Below are 15,677 nucleotides of genomic sequence, written 5' to 3'. Positions count from 1 at the left end.
GACCCTATTCGAACACGCGTACGAACGATGTGCAAGTGACTCGCCGGACACCGGTGCCCGACGCGCGCCGGGCGGGTGGAGGATGGGGGCATGGAGACGTCGACCTTCGTCTACGACGGCGACTGCGCCTTCTGCAGTCGCTGCGCCGAGTTCATCGAGCGCCGGATCCCGACCGGCGCCCGCGTGCTGCCGTGGCAGTTCGCGGACCTCGCCACGCTCGGCCTGACGGAGGCCGAGTGCGAGGAGGCGGTGCAGTGGATCGGCGCCGACGGCTCCCGCGCGTCGGGCCCGGACGCCATCGCCAAGCTGCTGGGCGACAGTGGACCGCTCTGGCGGTTCGCCGGGACCGGCCTGCGCCTCCCGCCGGTGCGGGCCGCCGCGTGGCCGGCGTACCGCTGGGTGGCCCGCAACCGGCACCGGCTGCCCGGCGGCACCGCGGCCTGTTCGCTGCCTCAGGAGGCTCGCGAACGCCTCTACGGCCCGAGCGGCCGGCCCACCGCCGGCTCCTGACCGACGGGCGGCGCTATGGCGTGGCCGGTCCGACCGCCGGCTCCGGGCCGGTCAGGGCGCTCGGCGGGGAGGCATCGTCGGCCGGGGTCGCCGGCTCGCCCCGCCGGGCGAGGACACGGCGCGCCCACACCACCGGGCGGACCTTCTCCAGCGGCAGGAAGCTGGTCATCGCCACCAGGTGCGGGGCGAACGAGATGGTGATGGTCGCGACGGTCGCCAGGTGGAACGAGTAGAAGAAGCCCACCGTCGCCAGCCGCCACCGTTCGGGCAGCAGGAACACCACCGGGCTGAGCAGTTCGAAGGCGAGGATGCCGAACTGGGCCACGATCAGCAGGTGCGGCACCTGGGCGATCAGGTCCGCCAGGTCGGTGCCGCGCCGGATGATCGCGCGCGCCAGCACCGAGCCGGTCGCCCAGTCCAGCCCGCCGAAGCGGAACTTGGACCAGGCCGCCAGGAAGTACGTGCAGGTCACCGCGATCTGGGTGACCCGCAGCGCCCAGCCGCCGGCCTCGGTGCGGGTGGGGTCGCCGTGCCGGGCCCGGCCGGCGGTGGGCAACGCGGCCAGCGCGACGAGCAGCCCGACCCGGTCGTGGTCGACCTTGCCGTAGCTCATCGCGACGATCATCCACTCGAAGTAGAGCGCGAAGACCGTCCAGCCGAGCAGCCGGGGCGCCCGCCCGGTCGCGGCGAGCAGGGCCAGCACCAGCAGCGCCCAGAAGATCGCGCCGACCAGCGCCGGGGTGGGGGTGGGCAGCGGGAGCAGCCGGCCGATCAGCAGCGGGTGGTACAGCTCGCCGGGCACGTCGACCCGGGTGCGTACCCAGGGGGTGAAGACGACCAGGTCCGCGGCGACGAAGAGGTAGACCAGGGTGCGGAAGGCGGCCACCCGGCCGCGGGGGACCGCCTCGGTCAGCCAGCCGCTCATCGGTCGGCCTGCCAGCGGACGGCGGTCTCGTCGGTCCACCGGCCGGTCGGGCGGCCGTCCCGGATGCCGTACCAGCGGATCACGATCCGCACCTCGACGAGCGCGGGCGCGTCGGGGTGGCGTTCGGTGTACGCGTCGGCGACCTGACGCAGCAGGGTCGGGTCGGCGGCGTACCGGCCCTGTTGTCCCTCGATCTCGGCGCGGCGGATGCCGGTGGCGTCCTGTCCCAGCTCGACCACCGCGCCGGTGCGGTCGACACCCTCCACCCGGGTGTCCGGGGCGGGGGCGTCCGGCGGGTCCGAGGTGGAGTACATCCGGAACGGCCCGAACGGGAAGTCGTCGTCGGTGCCCCGGACGGTGCCGACGAGGAGCAGCGCCAGCCCGAGCGCGGTCACGCCCAGCCGGACCGCGCGCCCGCGGGAGGTCAAGGTCTCCATCGGTTGGGGACGATACGGGATCGGGGCACCCGGAAGATGTCCTTCCGTCGTCCACTCATCGCTGACCGTGTCGCCGTTTCGGAGAGGCCGGAGAGCGGCAGCGCAGGCTGCGGAAACGGCGCCGGCCGGGCCCCGAGCGGGACCCGGCCGGCGCCGGAGTAGTGGTGGATCAGTGCTTGTGCTCGGCCATCTGCTTGCGGACCTCGTCCATGTCGAGCTGCTCAACCTGCTCGATCAGGTTCTCCAGCGCGGACTCCGGCAGGGCGCCCGGCTGGTTGAAGACGATCACGCCGTCCTTGATCGCCATGATCGTCGGGATCGAGCGGATGTTGAACTTGGCGGCCAGTTCCTGCTGCGCCTCGGTGTCGACCTTGCCGAAGGTGATGTCCGGGTGCTTCTCCGAGGAGCGCTCGTAGACGGGGGCGAACCGCTTGCACGGGCCGCACCAGTCGGCCCAGAAGTCGAGCAGCACGGTGCCGTCGCTCTCGGTCACCTCGTCGAAGTTGGCCGTGGTCAGCTCAACCGTTGCCATTGCACTCTCCGATCAGCGCGGATTACTACGTCCACTGGAACCAGGGCGGGTGCCGTTGAATTCCCGGCCAGGGCGTGGCGAAACTCTCAGCAGTGGATCGGTGACGGAGGGAACTATCGAATGCCATCTGTCTGCGCCGCTGTGCGGAACGCAAGTGCACCGAGCATTTGCGTGACGAGCCGTAATGGGAGCGCTTCCAAGGAGATCCACTGGATTGAGCGCTACGAATCGGTAACTTGGGGCTTGACATGGAGCGATTCGGTGTGCGGAGATCGCTCCCACGAACGGCGTCGGTAACCCAGAGTAGTGTCACAAAAGGATAAATGTGACGTCCGTCTCTGTCCGACCGGCATCGCCGTACGGCAGAATCTGTCGCATCAGAGCGTGGGCGGCGGGTGCCGGGGAGGGCCCCGCCGCTCATTGCGTCTCCCCCCGGATGTGGCCGGTGTGACATTTCCTCGCCACCCGCGCCCCCGTCTTCGCCTTAACAAGCGGTAAGGCATGCTGTGCCGAACTCCATCGCCGCCCGTCGAAGGGGACAAGGATGCAGTTCGGCCGCTACTACGAGGAGTTCGAGGTCGGCGCGGTCTACCGGCACTGGCCGGGCAAGACGGTCACCGAGTACGACGACCACCTCTTCTGCCTGCTCACCATGAACCACCATCCGCTGCACATGGACGCGCACTACGCCGAGACGGCGAGCCAGTTCAAGCGCAACGTGGTGGTCGGCAACTACATCTACTCGCTGCTCCTCGGCATGTCCGTGCCGGACGTCAGCGGCAAGGCGATCGCCAACCTGGAGATCGAGTCGCTGCGGCACGTCGCCCCCACCTTCCACGGGGACACCATCTACGGCGAGACGACCGTGCTGGACAAGCGGGAGTCCTCCTCCAAGCCCGACCGGGGCGTGGTCGCGGTGGAGACCCGCGGCTACAACCAGGACGGCACCCTGGTCTGCGTCTTCCGCCGCAAGGTCATGGTCCCCAAGAAGGAGTACGCGGCCGCCGCCGTGCCGGAGGGCGTCGACCCGGAACGGCCGAGCTTCCCCGAGCCGCGCTGACCCCCGTACGACCCCAGGGGCCCCTTGCCCACCGTGTTCCGGTGGGCAAGGAGTCCCTCGGTCTGTCCGGGGCATATGCTGACGCCGGAGGTCCCCATGAGCCACTCCCTCGCCGGAGAGCCGCCCTCTGCCGGACGTCGTGCCGCACCGCTGACCACCGCCGTCTACTCCGCGGCGGAGTGGGACCTGTTGACCGGCCTGCCGGGCCGGGTCCTCGTCGCCGCCGCCTCGCCGGGCGCCGGGCGTCCGCCCCGGGGGGTCACCGCCGGGCTCGCCGGTCTGGACGCCGTGGCCGCCGGCCGGGCCTTCGACAGCGATCTGGTCCGGGCCGTGGTGGCCGCGATCTACGCCCGCCACGACGAAACCTCCACCGCCGGCGAGCGGCTCACCGACGTGGTCGACCTGCTGGCCGCCTGCCGGGCCGCGGTACGCGTGCTCGACCGCCGCGCCGACCCGGCCGACTCGGCGGCGTACCGGCAGTGGGTGGAATCGGTCGCGGCGCGGGTCTGCCGGGCCGCCGCCGGCGAGTCGAGCCCGGCCGACCGGCGGTTCCTCGACCGGCTCGGCGGTGCCCTGGGGTTGCGCTGAGGCCGCGACGGCCACGGCCGTTCCCGGTCGGTCAGCCGCCCTTCTGCACGCCCCGCGCCTCGGCGAGCACCAGCCGGGCGAGCTCCCTGCCCGCCCTGTCGTACAGGGCGCAGATCGCGCGCTGCCCGGCGGGCACGTCCGCGGCCAGGGACCGGCCCTCCCGGGCGGCCCAGAACAGGGCCGCAGTGGCATCGCCGCCCCAGGGCGCCACGCTGAGCGTGGTGGTCGGGTAGCCCGGCTGCGCGATGGTCGCCCGCGCCACCGGGGCCGAGGCGAACCCGTAGGTGATCAGCCGACCGTCCGGGGCGGGCCGCTCGCGCACCTCGAAGAACGGCAGGGTGTCCCCGTTGCCGAGGGCCGAACGGAAGTTCTCGTCCTCGGGCAGTCGGTGGTGGCGGCCGGTGCCGGTGTCGAACCAGGCGATGTCGACGATGTGATCGGTGGAGGGGCTGAGCATCAGCTCGTCGGCGCCGATCCGGATGCCGGTGCGCAGCACCCGGTCGACCGGCCGGGCGCTGGGATTCGGCCACGGGCCGGAACTCACGCCGGCGTCGGGGGCGGCCACTTCCGGCGACGGGTCGACTGTCGCGGTCGTCGTTCCACCAGCCGGCCCGGCCGCGCCGGTGGCCGGGCCGCAGCCCGCCGTCGCCAGGCCCGCGAGCAGGACCGCCATGGCGCCCCGTCGTACCCGTGCGCTCATCCCGCACCTCCGTCCGTCGTCGGAGCCTATGCGCCCACCGGCCGCCCGGACGCCCCATTCGGTGCCGGACACCGGACCACCGGCGGGCCGGTACGCCACGGGCGCGTCCCGGCCGACCCGGAACCCTCGTGCCGGCGCCGGCCGGCAGGGGCCGTACCCTCTGGAAACCGTGACCGGTGACCAGCTGGACGTGGGTGTGGGGCCGTGGCCCGGCGACCTGCCGGACGACCCGCGGTACGACCCCGAGCTGCTCGCCGAGGGCGACCGGCGCAACGTGGTGGACCGCTACCGGTACTGGCGGCGGGAGGCCGTGGTGGCCGACCTGGACCGGCGTCGGCACGACTTCCACGTGGCCATCGAGAACTGGCAGCACGACTTCAACATCGGCACGGTGGTGCGCAACGCCAACGCCTTCCTCGCCGCCGAGGTGCACATCGTCGGCCGGCGGCGGTGGAACCGGCGGGGCGCCATGGTGACCGACCGCTACCAGCACGTCCGGCACCACCCGACGATCGAGGAGTTCGTCGCCTGGGCGGCGGCCGAGCGGCTGCCGGTGGTCGGCATCGACAACCTGCCGGGCTCGAAGCCGCTGGAGACCACCACCCTGCCGCGCCGCTGCGTCCTCCTCTTCGGCCAGGAGGGCCCGGGCCTCTCGGACGCCGCCCGGTCCGCCTGCGACCAGCTCTTCTCCATCGCCCAGTACGGCTCGACCCGCTCGATCAACGCCGGGGTGGCCAGCGGCATCGCCATGCACGCCTGGATCCGGTCGCACGCCGGACCGCCGCCGGACTGACCCCGGCCCACCGCGCCGGATCCCCCGGCCGGCCCGCCCGCTCCGCCGTCGGACTGAATCCCCCGGCCGTCCGTCCGCTCCGCTTGACGGGCCGCCCGCGCGGGGTGACGGTGGGGGTGTGAGTGTCGCGGTGAGTTGTCCGAGATGTGCGGGCCCGATCCGGGAGCCGGACCTGATGCACGGTGAGTCACGCTGCCTGCGGTGCGGGCCGGTGTCCCCGCTGCACGTGCCCGAGCACATCGGCGCCGAGATCATGGCGAGTGTGGTCGAGCAGGTGACGTCGGCCGCCGACCCGCCCGACCGGCCGGGCGTACCGCTCTGGTGCCCCTGGCCGCTCCCACCCGGATGGACGCTCACCGGGGTGGCCTGGGCCGGGGACGAGCGGAACGGCGTACGGGCCACGGCGGTGGCCTGCGCCGGTCCGGCCCCGCTCGACGGTGGACCGGCCGACCTGCTCTTCGTGGCCGAGGAACCGGGCGTCGGCCTGGGCACCCGGTTCGCCGGCGTGCCGGGGCCGGACCCGGGTCCCGAACTGGCGGCGGCGCTCACCGACCCCGGCCCTGGTCACGCCGAACGCGTACCGCACGCCAAGATCCGGGTGGGTGGCCATCCCACTCCACTGTGGCTGGTCAATTCGCCGACCGACCGAAGCGCGTACGCCGGCGAGGCTCGGGGAATGTGGCTGCATGCGATAGCCTGGCCGGCGAGTGCGGGTCACCTCCTCGCCGAACAAGTCGTGCTGCACGACCTCGCCGAGTGGACTCCGCCCGAACTCGTGTACGGCGCACCAACTCCGTACCTGCACGGAGCGGCCTGACCGGCCGGTCCGGGTGAGTCGGAGTACGGACGCAGATATTCACTGTACGACACCATACTGATACTCTGGGTGCCGCTGCGGTAAACGGACCCGGCTCCGCGCGAGAGGATGGCCCGCTATGGTCAAGAAGGTCCTCACCTGGGCCGGCATCGCATTCTTGATCTTCTTCGTTGCCTACCGGCCGAACTCCGCCGCCGACGTCTTCAAGTCCCTCGGCGGCGGCATCATGGACATCGCTCAGGGCTTCGGCGACTTCTTCACCAGCCTCGTCGCCTAGCCGCCGATGGGAAGCCCCTCCGGTCCGCCCTTCGACCCCGACGATCCCGACCGGGAGCGCCGGGAGCGCGACACCGAGCCGATCCCCCGGATCGATCCCGACGACGGCCCCGGCTACGGCGCCGGTCCGGGCCTCGGCGACGGTCCCTCCCTTTCGGACGACGTCGGCTACGGCGCCGGGCCGGGCTACGCCGGCGAGGGCCGCTCCGGCCGGGCCTGGATCCGGGACCCGGAGGCCGGTTACCAGCCGCCGCAGATCTCCGAGGACGAGCTGGCCGGGCTGCGCGCGGACGCGGCCGGCACGGCCCCCCGCCGGGTGCTGCCCCTGGAGGACGAGCCCAGTTCGCTGGTGGCCCGCTACCTCTTCCCCACCGAGCGCTACCGGGGCGAGTGGAAGCGGCACTGGATCCACCTCTCCACACCGATCATCGTCGGCATCGCGGCCACGTTCGTGCTCGGCTACCTCTCCGGCTTCCTCGCCGGGCGGGACGTCGGCGCGTTGACCACCGTCGCGGTGCTGCTCTGGTTCGCGGTGATGGGCTGGGTCGCCTGGCGGGTCGCCGACTGGTGGTACGACCGCTTCATCCTCACCAACAAGCGGGTGATGGTGGTCAACGGCATCATCACCCGGCGGGTCGCGATGATGCCCCTGGTCCGGGTCACCGACATGAAGTACGAGCAGACGCCGACCGGCCGGGCGCTCAACTACGGCACCTTCGTGCTGGAGTCCGCCGGTCAGGAGCAGGCCCTCCGCGAGATCAAGAATCTGCCCAACCCGAACGAGCTCTACCTGCGTGTGGTCGAGGAGATGTACGAGCCGCAGGCGGTCGAGGCGCGGTTGGGCAAGGAGGCGGACGAGGCCAAGGCCGACGACGGGGCGTGAAACTTTTCGTCCGAACATCGGAGGAACTGCGCACCATTTGCCGTCGACCCGACCCTGCCGGCCGTGGCAGCCTGCCATGAAAGACGGGGCGCGGAGGTGAGCGGTGGCGAGCAGGGACCCGCTGGAGGAGGAGTTCCGCGAGTTCGTCGCGGCCCGCTCCGGTGCCCTGCTGCGCACCGCATACCTGCTCGCCGGGGACTGGGCGACCGCCGAGGACCTGCTCCAGACCGCGCTGACCAAGACCTACCTGGCCTGGAAGCGGCTCGGCGGGATCGAGGCCATCGAGCCGTACGCCCGGCGGGTCCTGGTCAACACCTCCACGAGCTGGTGGCGGCGGCGCTGGCACGGTGAACGCCCCACCGACGTGCTGCCCGAGCGGGCCGGCGTCGACGAGATCGAGCAGCAGCTCGACCGGGACGCGCTGTGGCGGCACCTGAGCGCGCTGCCCGCCCGGCAGCGGGCCGTGCTGGTGCTCCGCTTCTACGAGGACATGTCCGAGGCGCAGACCGCCGCCCTGCTGGAGATCTCGCCGGGCACCGTCAAGAGCCAGACCTCGCGGGCGCTGTCCACCCTGCGCCGCCGGCTCGGCTCCCAGGCCGCTCTCGGCCTGCCGGCGGAGGACGCCACGCCGCCCGCCCGGCCGGTGCCGCGTACCCCCGAGCGCCCGCGACCGGCGACGGCCCCGCCCCCCACGGCGGCCCCGGCCCCCACGACGGCCCCGGCCCGCGCGGCGGGCCCGCTCCCGCCCGCGGTCCGGCCGGCCGCCCTGGCCGGCCGTCCGGCCGCCGTGCGGCCCGCCACCGTCCCGGTGGAGACCCGATGAGGCGGACACCGAACCCCTGCGACAACCAGACCGAGGGTCCGGAGCGTCCATTCGCCGTGACGCAGGACGAGCTGGAGCGGGCGCTGCGGGAGACGTTCGCCCGTCGGGTCGCCGCGCCGGGCCCGCTCGCCGCCGACCCGGCCGCGCTGGCCATCCGCCGGGCGAACCGGACGGTACGCCGACGCGCGCTGGCCGGTCTCGCCCTGGCCGGGGCGGCCACGGTGCTGGTCACCACCGGCACGGCCCAGTTCGGCGACCGGCCCGGCCACCAGGGCAGCCCGATCGTGGTGCTCGGCGATCCGCGCACCCCGGCGCCGCTGCCGACCGCGTCACCGTCCACGCCGTCGCCGAAGGGGCCGGTCCGGGCCGAGCTGGACCTGATCATCGGGTCCTGGCTCGAGGGCAGCGGTGGCGAGCGGCGTGAGCTGACCGATGTGGGCCCGGTAGACCGGGCGCAGCGGGTCGCCGACCACGGCGGCTGGCTGGTCACCTCGGTGGCCACCGCCGCCGGTCGTACCCTCTGGTGGGTGCCGCCCAACGGCAGCGCGCCGCAGGTGCTGCTGGCCGGCGCGGACGCGATCGCGCTGGCCCCGGACGGACGGCAGCTCGCCTGGCGCGACGGCCGGGAACTGCTCGCCGCCGCCCTGGTCGGCGGCCAACTCTTCGCGACCACCGGCACGCCGGCCCCGGACGGCGCGGTGCCGGTCGGCTTCGTCGGTGACGCGGTCCTGGTCCGGCAGCCCGGGCAGGGCGGTTTCACCGTCTGGCGCCGGTTGGCCGGCGCGCTGCCGGCCGCCGCCGAGCGGAGCTTGCTGAACGTCTACGGCGTGCTGCCCGACGGCCGGGTGGTCGGCCAGGTCTCCGCCGGTACGCCCCGACGGCCCTGCCTGGCCCTGCTCGATCCGGCCCGCGGCCTGGCTCCGGTACGCACCGGCTGCGGTCCGGAGCTGGGCACCGACGGCCGGGGCGGGGTGTCGGCCGACGGGCGGTGGCTGCTGGTGAACGGGGCCGGGAAGGATGCGCTCCTGGTCGACCTGGACACGCTCGGCTCGACGGTGTCGGCCCGGTCCGCCGGGCCGGCGGTGACCGACGTGGTGGCCTGGACGCCGACCGGGACCGCGCTGCACGTCGACGGCGCCGGCGGGCTCGTCCGGGTACGGGTCGAGCGGGTGCTGGCCGGCGAGCGCCCCGGCGCGGCGTCGGTCGGCGGCGTCACCCCCGGCGAACGGCCCGTCCTGGTCAGCGACACCACCTCCTGACCCTCCGGGGCGCCCGGCGGGGGCCGGCCGGGACCGGTAGCGTCGGCGGATGACCGCGGCGCCCAGGATCGACCTGCACACCCACTCCACCGCCAGCGACGGCACGCTCAGCCCCGCCGAGCTGGTCCGGGCCGCCGCCGACGCCGGGCTCGACGTCGTGGCCCTCACCGACCACGACACCACCGCCGGCTGGGAGGCCGCGGTACGCGCGCTGCCGCCGGGGCTCACCCTGATCCGCGGCGCGGAACTCTCCTGCCGCTGGTTCGGCGTCGAGCCGGCGATCCCGCTGCACCTGCTCGCGTACCTCTTCGATCCGACCGAGCCGGAGCTCGTCGCCGAGCTGGCCCGGGTGCGGCTGGCCCGGGAGCTGCGCGGTGAGCGGATCGTACGGCTGCTGCAGGCCGACGGCATCGAGGTGAGCTGGCGGGAGATCCTGGCCGGCGCGGCCGGTGGGACGGTCGGCCGGCCGCACATCGCCCAGGCGCTGATCCGGGCCGGGCTGGTGGCGACCACCTCCGAGGCGTTCGGGCCGGACTGGCTGGGGGAGCGGTACCGACTGCCCAAGGAGGACATCGACGTCTTCCGGGCGGTGGCGCTGGTCCGGGCGGCCGGCGGGGTACCGGTCTTCGCCCACCCCCGGGCCACCCGCCGCGGGCGGATCGTGCCGGACGAGCTGATCGTGGCGCTGGCGGCGGCCGGGCTGGCCGGCTTGGAGGCCGACCACGAGGACCACTCGCCGGCCGAGCGCGCCCACGTCCGGGGGCTCGCCGCCGAGCTGGGGCTGCTGATCACCGGGTCGTCGGACTTCCACGGCACACACAAGACGGTCCGGCTCGGCGCGCACACCACCGACCCCGGGGCGTACGAGCGGATCGTCGCCACGGCCAGCGGGGTGACCCCGGTCGCTTCAGGCTGAACCGCCTGGACGCCGCGGCTACCGTGTCCGGGTGGATCTCAAGCTCTTCGGCGAGGTCTTCGTGACCCTGTTGGTGATCGTCGACCCGCCGGGCATGATGCCGATCTTCCTCGCGCTGACCGGGCCGCTGCCCGCCCGGGACCGGAACCGCGCGGCCTGGCAGGCCGTGGCGCTGGCGCTCGGGGTGATCGTGATCTTCGCGGTGGCCGGGCAGACGCTCCTGGCCTACCTGCACGTCGACCTGCCGGCGTTGCAGGCCGCCGGCGGGCTGCTGCTGATCCTGGTCGCCCTGGAGCTGCTCACCGGCAAGGCGGACGACCCGAGCCAGCAGGTGACCTCCAACATCGCCCTGGTGCCGCTGGGCACCCCGCTGCTGGCGGGGCCGGGTGCCATCGTCGCCACCATGCTCTTCGTCCAGCGCGCCGGCGCCCTGGGCGACTACACCGCGATCGCCGCCGCGATCGTCGCGGTCATGGTGGCGGTCTGGGTCGTGCTGCGCTTCTCCGGCGTGATCGTCAAGATCCTCCGGCCCGGCGGGATCGAGGTGCTGACCCGGATCGCCGGCCTGCTGCTGGCCGCCATCGCGGTGCAGCTCATCGCCGACGCGATCGCCGCCTTCGTGACCCACTACCTCACCATGAGCTGACCGCCGGGCCCGCCGCCCGCCCGGGTGTCGTACCGGGGTGGCAGGATCTCAGGCGTGCGACGACCCTCACCGACCGGACGACCGGGCACCGGCGGCCGGGCCCCCCGACCCCGCGCCGAACAGGCCGAGCAGCTCGGCTTCGAGGGCATGCCGGAGCGGCTCTTCGTCTGCACCCCCAGCAAGCTCGGGGCGTACGCCGACTGCCCGCGCCGCTACCGCTACTCCTATGTCGACCGTCCGGCGCCGCCGAAGGGTCCGCCGTGGGCGCACAACTCGCTCGGCGCCAGCGTGCACACCGCCCTGAAGAACTGGTACGCGCTCGCCCCGGAGCGGCGCCGGCCGGAGGCCCTGGCCACCCTGCTCCGCGGCACCTGGGTGCGGGAGGGCTACCGCGACGACGAGCAGGAGCGGGACGCCTACCGCCGGGCGCTGGCCTGGCTGGAGTCGTACGTCGCCGGCCTGGATCCCGGGGACGAGCCGATCGGCGTGGAGCGGGTGGTGGCGGTCAAGACCGGGGTGCTGGCCTTCAACGGCCGCGCCGACCGGATCGACTCCCGACCCGGCGCGGACGGCCCGGAGCTGGTCATCGTCGACTACAAGACCGGCCGCACCGGCCTGGACGCCGACGACGCCCGCGGCTCGCAGGCCCTCGCCCTCTACGCGTACGCGGCCGAGCGGGTGTTCCGCCGGCCCTGCCGCCGGGTCGAGCTGCACCACCTGCCCACCGGCACGGTCGCCGCGCACGACCACACTGCCGAGTCGCTGGCCCGCCAGGTCACCCGGGCCGAAGAGACGGCCCGGGACATCTTGGCCGCCGAGCGGGCGGTCGCCGAGGGCGCCGACCCGGACGAGGCCTTCCCCACCACCCCCGGGCCGCGCTGCGGCTGGTGCGACTACCGCCGCACCTGCCCGACCGGGGCCCAGACGCCGGGCAAGGACCCATGGGCGGCCGTGGAGCGGGCCCCCGACCAGGACTGACGTCGCCCACTCCGGCGACCGGTGGACGTGGGATGCGGCAACCAGGTTCTCCAGGCGGCCGGACGGGCCCAGTTGCGGCAACTCGCGTCGCACCCTGGGCGCCCGGCGTCAGGCGGCGGGGGTCAGGCGGGCGGCGCGTTCCTTGGCGGCCTGCTGCAACGGCCCCTCCCGGTAGCGCCGCGGGAGCGCCGCCAGTGCGAGCCGGAGCGCCCGGACGCTCAGGTCCGCCGAGAGCGCGGTGGTGGGCAGCCCCAGACCGCCGTACAGCCGGCGCGCCCAGGCCGGGAGCAGCCCCAGCGCCGTGCCGGCGATCCCTAGGTACGCCCACCTGGGCGGACCGAGGTGCAGGCCGAGCTTGACGGGCAGGTTGAGCTTCCAGGGGATCGGCGGGACGGTCAGGAACAGGGCCGTCTCGGCCGCCTCCCGCGTCATTCGCAGGTCCCTGCGGATCCGCCGGTAGTAGTCGTCCACCTCGGCGGCGGTGCTGGGCACGTCCGCCGGGTCCAGCCCGACCAGGGCCGCCGCGCGGCGCTGCTCGGTGTAGTAGCCGTCGACCTCGTCGTCGGTCAGGGCCAGGCCGGCCCGGCGGGCCGTGCTGACGAAGGACTCGACCTCGGTGACGTGCACCCAGCGCAGCAGTTCCGGGTCGTCGATCCGGAACTCCTCGCCGGTGAACGGGTCGCGGGCCCGCAGCCGGGCGTGCAGCGTACGCAGCCGTCGGCCGGCCGCCTCCGCTTCGGCGGTGGTGCCGTAGATGGTGGTCGCCACGTAGCCGGCGGTGCGGACCAGGCGACCCCAGGCGTCGGTCTGGTAGCTGCTGTTCTGCGCCACCCCCGCCATCGCCCGCGGGTGCAGCGCCTGCAGGTAGAGCGAACGCAGGCCGGCGACGATCAGGATCGGCTCCTCGTGCACCTTCCACGTGACCGATCCGGGACCGAAGAGGCCGAGATCATCGGAGTCCACCGACCAAGAGTGCCACGTACCGGCCCGCCCTGTCCGGGCCTGCACCCGGCCGGCGGGCCGGACGAGTCAGTCGTCGGCGGAGCGGCGGGCCTGGCAGGTGGGGCAGAGCCCCCAGAAGGTCACTTCCGCCTCGTCCACCTCGAAGCCGTGGGCGGTGATCGGGTCGAGGCACGGTGCGCTGCCGGTCGCGCAGTCGACGTCGGCGATCTCGCCGCAGCCCCGGCACACCACGTGGTGGTGGTTGTCCCCGACCCGGGCCTCGTACCGGGCGGGACTGCCGGCCGGCTCGATCCGGCGGGACAGCCCGGCCCGGGAGAGCGCGCCGAGCACGTCGTAGACCGCCTGGGTGGAGACCGAGTCCAGCCGCTCGCGGACCCGGCGGGTGATCTCGTCGACCTCCAGGTGGCCGCCGGCGGCGAGCACGTCCAGCACGGCGAGGCGGGGTCGGGTCACCCGCAGGCCCCTCGACCGGAGCAGCTCCTCACCACTGGACATGACGTAATGACAGCACGGGCTCACCGGGGCGACAAGGGAGCCGGGACCTGGGTGGCCCGGGACACAGCGACCGGTGGAGTGGTTTCGGTGAACCTCGACCCCGACCCCTGCGTGTACCGGAGTGACGAACAGCGACGACCGTCACAGCGTCGTAGGCTGATCGCCCGCGGTGCCCGTCCACTTGCCGGAGGTGTCGGTGTTCAGGGAAGTCAATGGTCTGCCAGGTCACGTCCTGGTCATCCACGCCGTCGTGGCGCTGGTGCCGCTGCTGGCGTTGCTCTCCGTCGCGTACGGGGTGCTGCCCGGCTGGCGGTCCCGCTTCGGCTGGGCGGTGGCCGTACTCGCGGTGCTGACCCCGATCGTCACCTTCGTGGCCACCCAGTCCGGCGAGGAGCTGGAGGAGGTGCTCAGGGGCCGGGGCTACCCGCCGGAGGGCCTGCAGAAGATCCGCGAGCATTCCGAGTACGGCGACACTCTGCTCTGGCTCACCGTCGGCCTGGCCGTGGCGGCCCTGGTGCTGCTGCTCCTGACCAGCGGACTCGAACGGGTGCGCGGGTTGCCCTCGTGGCTCGCCTGGGTGCTCACCGGGGTGGTCGCCGTCCTCGCGGTGTTCGCGCTGGTGTACGTCTATCTCACCGGGGACAGCGGCGCCAAGATGGTGTGGAGCAACATCGTCTGACCCGGGCCCGCACGCTCAGAAGATCACCCGGGAGCAGAGCAGGCAGACCAGGAGGACCACCACCACGGCGGCCACCGCGCCGATGCCGTAGGTGAGCCGCTGGGCCTGCTGCTCCGCGCCGTCGATGCCGGCCATGTCCTGCGGCGGGAGTTGTCGCGGCGGGGGTACCTGCACGTGCACCGGCGGTCGCCAGCCGGGCGGCGGCGGCACGGTCGGTGGCGGGCCGGCGTACCCACCCGGCCCGCCGCCCGGGCCGGCCGTGGGTCCACCGGCACCCACGTCCGCGGTCGGCTGGCTGGTCCCGTCGGTCGGGGGCTGGTCCGGCGGGCGCCGCCAGAACTCGTCCCGGGGGCTGGCTCCGCTCGGCGTCGTCACGCCGTCCGACGCTACCAACGACCCGGCAGGCCGGCCGCCCGACGCGGCGGGGCGGTCCTCCCGGCGGGCACATACCGGTCCGCTACCCGACGCGGCCGGCGATCTCCGGGCCGGCGGGGTGGCCGTCCGACACCCGCTCGCGACCGACGCGGCGGCCCTGGTGGCCGACGGTGACGTGGTCGGCGGTGATGTGCCGCTGCCGGCCACCCCCTCCGCCGCTCGGACGCCGCATGTCGTCCGCCGGACGGCGGTATCCTTGCCGCTCGTGAGCACCGAGGACCCCGGCGTGCCGGGCGCGCGCGGCGACGACGACCGTACGGTCGATCTCAGCGACGACTTCGTGGTCCTGCCCGAGCAGACCGCGGACGACACCGACCGTGGCTGGGGCGAGCGGTCCGGCGGCAACGACGACTGGCTGCTCGCCGAGCGCCCGCCGCACTGGGACTGATCCGCACCGGCACTGATCGACCCGTCCCGGGTTCAGCCCCGGACGACCACGGCGAACCGGCTCCCTTCGGGCAGGCCAACGGCGCGCTGGGCCTGCTCGGGCCGGAGGGCCAGGTAGAGCGCGGACGAACCGTCGGCCGCCTCCGCGCCCACCAGGTCGATCACCAGCGCCCGGGCGGCGAGGAGGACGGCCCCGCCGGCCGGTACGACCAGCAGGTCCACCCGGGCGCCCGGGCGGAGCACCGCGAGGGCGGCCGGCAGGGCCAACCGGATCGATACCCCACCGCGCCATGGGAAGCGGCAGTCCGCCCCGCGTGACCCGGGCCGGGCGCGGCCGGGCCCACCCCGGGTGGGCAGCCGGACGGCGTCCGCAATACGGCGGCGGCCAAGACGAGCAGTATCGCCACGAGAGTCACCCCGAGCAGCGTCCCGCTCCGGGGCAGCCCCCCCGCCGCGCCGCACCGGACGCAGTGATCCGTTTCCTCTCATGATGCATGGGTGTGCTCATGATTGGATGTCCTACCTTGCGGTGGGACGGTCCCGGTGTTGCCCGCCGTGGCGGTGCCGGGTTGACG

At 74.0% G+C, this 15,677-nt stretch carries 23 protein-coding genes; 14 read left to right on the top strand and 9 right to left on the bottom strand.

The window, feature by feature from the left end; genetic code table 11:
* The first annotated feature begins 90 nt into the window (after positions 1-90).
* The gene (locus tag ACFOYX_RS28395; RefSeq protein WP_322439724.1) at positions 91-510 is read left to right on the top strand and encodes a DUF393 domain-containing protein; all 420 of its coding nucleotides are present in this window, start codon (positions 91-93) and stop codon (positions 508-510) included.
* A 13-nt stretch (positions 511-523) separates the two neighbouring features.
* Here ACFOYX_RS28395 and ACFOYX_RS28390 read toward each other — a convergent pair whose 3' ends face one another.
* The 3 genes from ACFOYX_RS28390 to trxA all read right to left on the bottom strand — a co-directional run bounded on the left by ACFOYX_RS28390 (position 524) and on the right by trxA (position 2,404).
* The gene (locus ACFOYX_RS28390; protein ID WP_322439723.1) at positions 524-1,435 is read right to left on the bottom strand and encodes an HTTM domain-containing protein; all 912 of its coding nucleotides are present in this window, start codon (positions 1,433-1,435) and stop codon (positions 524-526) included.
* On the bottom strand, positions 1,432-1,872 hold the full coding sequence (locus ACFOYX_RS28385; protein ID WP_322439722.1) for a hypothetical protein: 441 nt from the start codon (positions 1,870-1,872) through the stop codon (positions 1,432-1,434). Before ACFOYX_RS28385 ends, ACFOYX_RS28390 begins: the two co-directional genes overlap by 4 nt.
* A gap of 169 nt (positions 1,873-2,041) precedes the next feature.
* Positions 2,042-2,404 carry a thioredoxin gene (gene trxA / locus ACFOYX_RS28380; RefSeq protein ID WP_109800685.1) on the bottom strand — a complete coding sequence of 121 codons (363 nt, stop codon included), beginning with the start codon at positions 2,402-2,404 and terminating at the stop codon, positions 2,042-2,044.
* 544 nt (positions 2,405-2,948) lie between these two features.
* On the opposite strand from trxA, the gene ACFOYX_RS28375 reads away from it, so the two are divergent.
* Both ACFOYX_RS28375 and ACFOYX_RS28370 read left to right on the top strand, forming a co-directional pair.
* Positions 2,949-3,464 (top strand): MaoC family dehydratase, encoded by a 516-nt coding sequence (locus ACFOYX_RS28375; protein WP_109800684.1) that lies wholly within the window; start codon positions 2,949-2,951, stop codon positions 3,462-3,464.
* 96 nt (positions 3,465-3,560) lie between these two features.
* Complete coding sequence (locus ACFOYX_RS28370) at positions 3,561-4,052, top strand: hypothetical protein (protein WP_322439721.1); 492 nt, start codon at positions 3,561-3,563, stop codon at positions 4,050-4,052.
* 31 nt (positions 4,053-4,083) lie between these two features.
* Here ACFOYX_RS28370 and ACFOYX_RS28365 read toward each other — a convergent pair whose 3' ends face one another.
* Entirely contained in the window at positions 4,084-4,752 is a 669-nt protein-coding gene (locus ACFOYX_RS28365) for a hypothetical protein (protein ID WP_322439720.1), read from the bottom strand.
* Positions 4,753-4,921: 169 nt separating this feature from the next.
* On the opposite strand from ACFOYX_RS28365, the gene ACFOYX_RS28360 reads away from it, so the two are divergent.
* From ACFOYX_RS28360 to ACFOYX_RS28320, 9 genes are all read left to right on the top strand, one after another.
* Complete coding sequence (locus ACFOYX_RS28360; RefSeq protein WP_322439719.1) at positions 4,922-5,545, top strand: RNA methyltransferase; 624 nt, start codon at positions 4,922-4,924, stop codon at positions 5,543-5,545.
* A 118-nt stretch (positions 5,546-5,663) separates the two neighbouring features.
* The gene (locus tag ACFOYX_RS28355) at positions 5,664-6,362 is read left to right on the top strand and encodes a DUF6758 family protein (protein ID WP_309233966.1); all 699 of its coding nucleotides are present in this window, start codon (positions 5,664-5,666) and stop codon (positions 6,360-6,362) included.
* A gap of 118 nt (positions 6,363-6,480) precedes the next feature.
* A complete protein-coding gene (locus ACFOYX_RS28350; protein ID WP_007455302.1) occupies positions 6,481-6,639 on the top strand; it encodes a hypothetical protein in 159 nt (52 codons plus the stop codon).
* 6 nt (positions 6,640-6,645) lie between these two features.
* Complete coding sequence (locus tag ACFOYX_RS28345; RefSeq protein ID WP_109806020.1) at positions 6,646-7,521, top strand: PH domain-containing protein; 876 nt, start codon at positions 6,646-6,648, stop codon at positions 7,519-7,521.
* A gap of 103 nt (positions 7,522-7,624) precedes the next feature.
* Entirely contained in the window at positions 7,625-8,344 is a 720-nt protein-coding gene (locus ACFOYX_RS28340; RefSeq protein ID WP_322439718.1) for a SigE family RNA polymerase sigma factor, read from the top strand.
* A complete protein-coding gene (locus tag ACFOYX_RS28335) occupies positions 8,341-9,603 on the top strand; it encodes a hypothetical protein (protein WP_322439717.1) in 1,263 nt (420 codons plus the stop codon). The genes ACFOYX_RS28340 and ACFOYX_RS28335 overlap by 4 nt, the downstream gene beginning before the upstream one ends.
* 49 nt (positions 9,604-9,652) lie before the next feature.
* Positions 9,653-10,519, top strand: coding sequence for a PHP domain-containing protein (locus tag ACFOYX_RS28330; RefSeq protein WP_322439716.1), 867 nt, complete (start codon positions 9,653-9,655; stop codon positions 10,517-10,519).
* 31 nt (positions 10,520-10,550) lie between these two features.
* A complete protein-coding gene (locus ACFOYX_RS28325; RefSeq protein ID WP_322439715.1) occupies positions 10,551-11,165 on the top strand; it encodes a MarC family protein in 615 nt (204 codons plus the stop codon).
* 147 nt (positions 11,166-11,312) lie between these two features.
* Complete coding sequence (locus tag ACFOYX_RS28320; protein ID WP_322439762.1) at positions 11,313-12,143, top strand: PD-(D/E)XK nuclease family protein; 831 nt, start codon at positions 11,313-11,315, stop codon at positions 12,141-12,143.
* A gap of 108 nt (positions 12,144-12,251) precedes the next feature.
* Here the strand turns inward: ACFOYX_RS28320 and ACFOYX_RS28315 are convergent, their stop codons facing one another.
* The gene (locus ACFOYX_RS28315) at positions 12,252-13,106 is read right to left on the bottom strand and encodes an oxygenase MpaB family protein (protein ID WP_322439714.1); all 855 of its coding nucleotides are present in this window, start codon (positions 13,104-13,106) and stop codon (positions 12,252-12,254) included.
* 66 nt (positions 13,107-13,172) lie between these two features.
* Positions 13,173-13,601, bottom strand: a complete 429-nt coding sequence (locus tag ACFOYX_RS28310) for a Fur family transcriptional regulator (protein ID WP_109804219.1) — start codon at positions 13,599-13,601, stop codon at positions 13,173-13,175.
* Positions 13,602-13,797: 196 nt separating this feature from the next.
* Here ACFOYX_RS28310 and ACFOYX_RS28305 point away from each other — a divergent pair, with 196 nt between their 5' ends.
* Entirely contained in the window at positions 13,798-14,280 is a 483-nt protein-coding gene (locus ACFOYX_RS28305) for a DUF2231 domain-containing protein (protein WP_322439713.1), read from the top strand.
* A 15-nt stretch (positions 14,281-14,295) separates the two neighbouring features.
* On the opposite strand, the gene ACFOYX_RS28300 is transcribed toward ACFOYX_RS28305, so the two are convergent.
* Together ACFOYX_RS28300 and ACFOYX_RS28295 are read right to left on the bottom strand one after the other, a co-directional pair.
* A complete protein-coding gene (locus ACFOYX_RS28300; protein ID WP_322439712.1) occupies positions 14,296-14,655 on the bottom strand; it encodes a hypothetical protein in 360 nt (119 codons plus the stop codon).
* Positions 14,656-14,737: 82 nt separating this feature from the next.
* The gene (locus ACFOYX_RS28295; protein ID WP_322439711.1) at positions 14,738-14,887 is read right to left on the bottom strand and encodes a hypothetical protein; all 150 of its coding nucleotides are present in this window, start codon (positions 14,885-14,887) and stop codon (positions 14,738-14,740) included.
* A gap of 33 nt (positions 14,888-14,920) precedes the next feature.
* Here ACFOYX_RS28295 and ACFOYX_RS28290 point away from each other — a divergent pair, with 33 nt between their 5' ends.
* Positions 14,921-15,103: a hypothetical protein gene (locus tag ACFOYX_RS28290; RefSeq protein ID WP_109804223.1), complete on the top strand. Its 183-nt coding sequence runs from the start codon at positions 14,921-14,923 to the stop codon at positions 15,101-15,103.
* Positions 15,104-15,135: 32 nt separating this feature from the next.
* Here the strand turns inward: ACFOYX_RS28290 and ACFOYX_RS28285 are convergent, their stop codons facing one another.
* Positions 15,136-15,369, bottom strand: a complete 234-nt coding sequence (locus tag ACFOYX_RS28285; protein ID WP_322439710.1) for a hypothetical protein — start codon at positions 15,367-15,369, stop codon at positions 15,136-15,138.
* Positions 15,370-15,677 lie beyond the last annotated feature (308 nt).

The organism is Micromonospora sp. GCM10011541, from assembly GCF_042650725.1.
GTDB classification, from domain to species: Bacteria; Actinomycetota; Actinomycetes; order Mycobacteriales; family Micromonosporaceae; genus Micromonospora; species Micromonospora sicca.
This window is presented reverse-complemented; position numbering and strand designations above follow the sequence as displayed.

What these genes read in the sequence shown, in the direction of transcription:
- ACFOYX_RS28395 (WP_322439724.1), top strand. Translation starts at nt 91, where the DNA reads ATGGAGACGTCGACCTTCGTCTACGACGGCGACTGCGCCTTCTGCAGT.
- ACFOYX_RS28390 (WP_322439723.1), bottom strand. Translation starts at nt 1,435, where the DNA reads ATGAGCGGCTGGCTGACCGAGGCGGTCCCCCGCGGCCGGGTGGCCGCC.
- ACFOYX_RS28385 (WP_322439722.1), bottom strand. Translation starts at nt 1,872, where the DNA reads ATGGAGACCTTGACCTCCCGCGGGCGCGCGGTCCGGCTGGGCGTGACC.
- trxA (WP_109800685.1), bottom strand. Translation starts at nt 2,404, where the DNA reads ATGGCAACGGTTGAGCTGACCACGGCCAACTTCGACGAGGTGACCGAG.
- ACFOYX_RS28375 (WP_109800684.1), top strand. Translation starts at nt 2,949, where the DNA reads ATGCAGTTCGGCCGCTACTACGAGGAGTTCGAGGTCGGCGCGGTCTAC.
- ACFOYX_RS28370 (WP_322439721.1), top strand. Translation starts at nt 3,561, where the DNA reads ATGAGCCACTCCCTCGCCGGAGAGCCGCCCTCTGCCGGACGTCGTGCC.
- ACFOYX_RS28365 (WP_322439720.1), bottom strand. Translation starts at nt 4,752, where the DNA reads ATGAGCGCACGGGTACGACGGGGCGCCATGGCGGTCCTGCTCGCGGGC.
- ACFOYX_RS28350 (WP_007455302.1), top strand. Translation starts at nt 6,481, where the DNA reads ATGGTCAAGAAGGTCCTCACCTGGGCCGGCATCGCATTCTTGATCTTC.
- ACFOYX_RS28345 (WP_109806020.1), top strand. Translation starts at nt 6,646, where the DNA reads ATGGGAAGCCCCTCCGGTCCGCCCTTCGACCCCGACGATCCCGACCGG.
- ACFOYX_RS28335 (WP_322439717.1), top strand. Translation starts at nt 8,341, where the DNA reads ATGAGGCGGACACCGAACCCCTGCGACAACCAGACCGAGGGTCCGGAG.
- ACFOYX_RS28330 (WP_322439716.1), top strand. Translation starts at nt 9,653, where the DNA reads ATGACCGCGGCGCCCAGGATCGACCTGCACACCCACTCCACCGCCAGC.
- ACFOYX_RS28320 (WP_322439762.1), top strand. Translation starts at nt 11,313, where the DNA reads ATGCCGGAGCGGCTCTTCGTCTGCACCCCCAGCAAGCTCGGGGCGTAC.
- ACFOYX_RS28310 (WP_109804219.1), bottom strand. Translation starts at nt 13,601, where the DNA reads ATGTCCAGTGGTGAGGAGCTGCTCCGGTCGAGGGGCCTGCGGGTGACC.
- ACFOYX_RS28295 (WP_322439711.1), bottom strand. Translation starts at nt 14,887, where the DNA reads ATGCGGCGTCCGAGCGGCGGAGGGGGTGGCCGGCAGCGGCACATCACC.